The sequence below is a fragment of the Neisseria sp. P0021.S007 genome (genome assembly GCF_051956855.1).
Genome location: NZ_JBQCXA010000020.1, coordinates 1 through 2,215, shown reverse-complemented (window position 1 = coordinate 2,215; position 2,215 = coordinate 1). Strand labels below are relative to the sequence as shown.

The 2,215-nt window shown below is 49.0% G+C and carries 4 protein-coding genes; 1 reads left to right on the top strand and 3 read right to left on the bottom strand.

Going from position 1 to position 2,215, the window contains the following annotated elements; all coding sequences use genetic code 11:
• The first annotated feature begins 157 nt into the window (after positions 1-157).
• Positions 158-394, top strand: a complete 237-nt coding sequence (locus ACTHUR_RS10640; RefSeq protein WP_240600416.1) for a cryptic plasmid protein A — start codon at positions 158-160, stop codon at positions 392-394.
• Here the strand turns inward: ACTHUR_RS10640 and ACTHUR_RS10635 are convergent.
• From ACTHUR_RS10635 to ACTHUR_RS10625, 3 genes are read right to left on the bottom strand one after another with little or no spacing between them, the layout of a single operon-like run.
• Positions 391-828, bottom strand: a complete 438-nt coding sequence (locus ACTHUR_RS10635) for a VapD (RefSeq protein WP_440398559.1) — start codon at positions 826-828, stop codon at positions 391-393. The two genes, ACTHUR_RS10640 and ACTHUR_RS10635, sit on opposite strands and share 4 nt — an antisense overlap.
• On the bottom strand, positions 828-1,061 hold the full coding sequence (locus tag ACTHUR_RS10630) for a hypothetical protein (protein ID WP_019271595.1): 234 nt from the start codon (positions 1,059-1,061) through the stop codon (positions 828-830). Before ACTHUR_RS10630 ends, ACTHUR_RS10635 begins: the two co-directional genes overlap by 1 nt.
• The gene (locus tag ACTHUR_RS10625) at positions 1,054-1,929 is read right to left on the bottom strand and encodes a replication initiation protein (protein ID WP_240600418.1); all 876 of its coding nucleotides are present in this window, start codon (positions 1,927-1,929) and stop codon (positions 1,054-1,056) included. Before ACTHUR_RS10625 ends, ACTHUR_RS10630 begins: the two co-directional genes overlap by 8 nt.
• Positions 1,930-2,215 lie beyond the last annotated feature (286 nt).

Genomic DNA, 2,215 nt, shown 5'->3' with positions numbered 1-2,215 from the left:
CATTTAGCGAGCTTGGCAGCCGAGTTAGAAAGGCAGAGCGAAATACAGACCGCTCAGGCAGTCTTACAAAATCGGCAGAGCGAAATCTTGAATCAACTCGCCAAACGATAAGCCAACGACACGAACGAAAACAAAGCAGGGGATGGGGTATGAGCCTATGATTACCGAGAACGAACGCGACAGACGAACAGCCGCATGGCTGATAGAGACCTACGGGGCTGAAGCCGTAGCGGAAGCAGAAACCCGCATTGCGGGCGCGAGAAAGCCCTATCCGAGCAATATCGCCAAAGTGTTAGGGGCTACCCTACCCGAAGCCCTAAAACGCACAGAAAACGCCGCAGCGCGCCAAAAACTGGCATCAATGCGGCGGATGTTGGAGAGCAAAGGCGGTTAATTTAATTTCAGGTTAGGACTTTCCAATTCAAATTTCTGTTTTTCCAGAACCTGATTGATTTGCTCATCAGATAATCCAGCTTCTGTTAGGGATATACGAAGTTGTTCAACACGTTGAAGGAAAGCCTGTTTGGCTTGATACACACCCCCAGCGATAAATTGTGCGTTCAAATCGCTTTCAAGGCGGTAAAACTTAATGTTTGAAATACAGGAGTAAAACCAATCAAACCGAGCGGTCAGTTCCTGAATGGCTATTGTTCCGTGTGCTTCACTGATGCCTTCACGGCCTAGATAAACACTGCCCTGAATGTTTTCAAATCCATGTTTAGCCAAGATGTTTTTAATATCCGCATAGGCATTGTTATAGCTATTTCCATGATAATTATCTTTCAGGCAGTTGGTATCCATGTCAAAGGTAATCAGGTAACGGCTCATTATTTTTTCTCCTGTTGTATGGTTTCAGGCGGCATGGGCTTGCCGCGACGATACCAAGTGGCGCGGGAAATGCCGAGCTTCTCCCACGGTTTATCACGGCTGATAGAGTTTTCGGCTAGGTAGTCGGCGCGGGATTGCGACCAAAAGTTATAAACTGTTCGAGGTGTACAGCCGAAACGTTTAGCAATTTCGTAAGCAGTCATCGGGCGTTTATCTGTGCGAATTTTAGCCATTTTCTACCCAATCTTTCATTTCAATAAATTTATCTGAGAATTGATTTTTCTTTATTTTTCGTAAATTGTTCCTATGCTTTTGTAGTTCTGAAAACCGCCTGTCGCTGGCAGCAATATCAAACCTGTTCCAGACCCAATTACTGATAGATTTAGCGATACATTGGACTTCTTTCAGCATCATGGGGCAAGGGAAATCGCCGTTTACATTCAAACACTGATGCAGCACTTCCCGCTTCCAAGCGGTTATTCCCTGTTCGCACTTGAAGCCCCTGATATTGCGGTAAGCCCAGCGGCTCACGACATTGAACACGGTGCAGTTTCTACCCAGTCCGACCGCTTCCGAGTTCGTTCTGCCCACATACGGCTTGAATTTAGCCAAATCCACGAAGTCGGCGAGGTATTCCAAGTCATAGCCGCGTACAGCATCAGGAACGCCGCGCAGAAGCTCCCAATGGGGGTGTATGGGGTTTTTTGTAATTAACCCGCTAAAACCGTCGTCCCCGTCCAATTTTGAGCGATAGGCGGCTTCTACGGCGGCGAGATAACGCAAGGCAGCCTGTCGCCCGCCGAAATCCGCCGTCAGCACGGGAGCGGAGAGTGCATAGGCAAGATGGGCGTGGGCATTTTCACGGTTTACCGCCGCCCAAGCGGGCATAGGCAGCCCGCTATCTTCCCAAGCAAGAGCCGCGCCAGCATAGTCCAAGTCAAAGAGCATGAACACGCGCAAATGCGGCGGGTTGGCTTGAATGTAGCGGCGTTTGATGGCGTGGATGTAGGAACGCGGGCGGATACCTGCTGCCAAGTCATCGGTGCAGTATGGGTGTCGGGGTAGACGTTCTTGCAAGAACAGGTCAGATTGATGGTACAATTGGTTTACTCCATAGCCCCTAGCTGCGTGTCCGGCAAGACAACAAGCGCACTAGGGGCGAGTTTTTGAGATTGAGACAAGTGAGACAAAAACAACTATATCAGATAACAGCCCGCGTAGCGGGGTGATACAAGTCTGAAAAATTATATTTGAGACATGTCTGAAATGCAACCATAATCAGATAACAGCCTGACGCAGGGTTCTCTTTTCAAAATTTTCCAATCCGCAATCTAGCGGAGCCAGCAGGCGAAGCGGTAGAGCTTGGAGCGCAGCAGCGCAACCTAAG

Bases quoted from the DNA above. Each gene is read 5' to 3' on its own strand.
- ACTHUR_RS10640 (WP_240600416.1), top strand. From the start codon at position 158: ATGATTACCGAGAACGAACGCGACAGACGAACAGCCGCATGGCTGATA.
- ACTHUR_RS10635 (WP_440398559.1), bottom strand. From the start codon at position 828: ATGAGCCGTTACCTGATTACCTTTGACATGGATACCAACTGCCTGAAA.
- ACTHUR_RS10630 (WP_019271595.1), bottom strand. From the start codon at position 1,061: ATGGCTAAAATTCGCACAGATAAACGCCCGATGACTGCTTACGAAATT.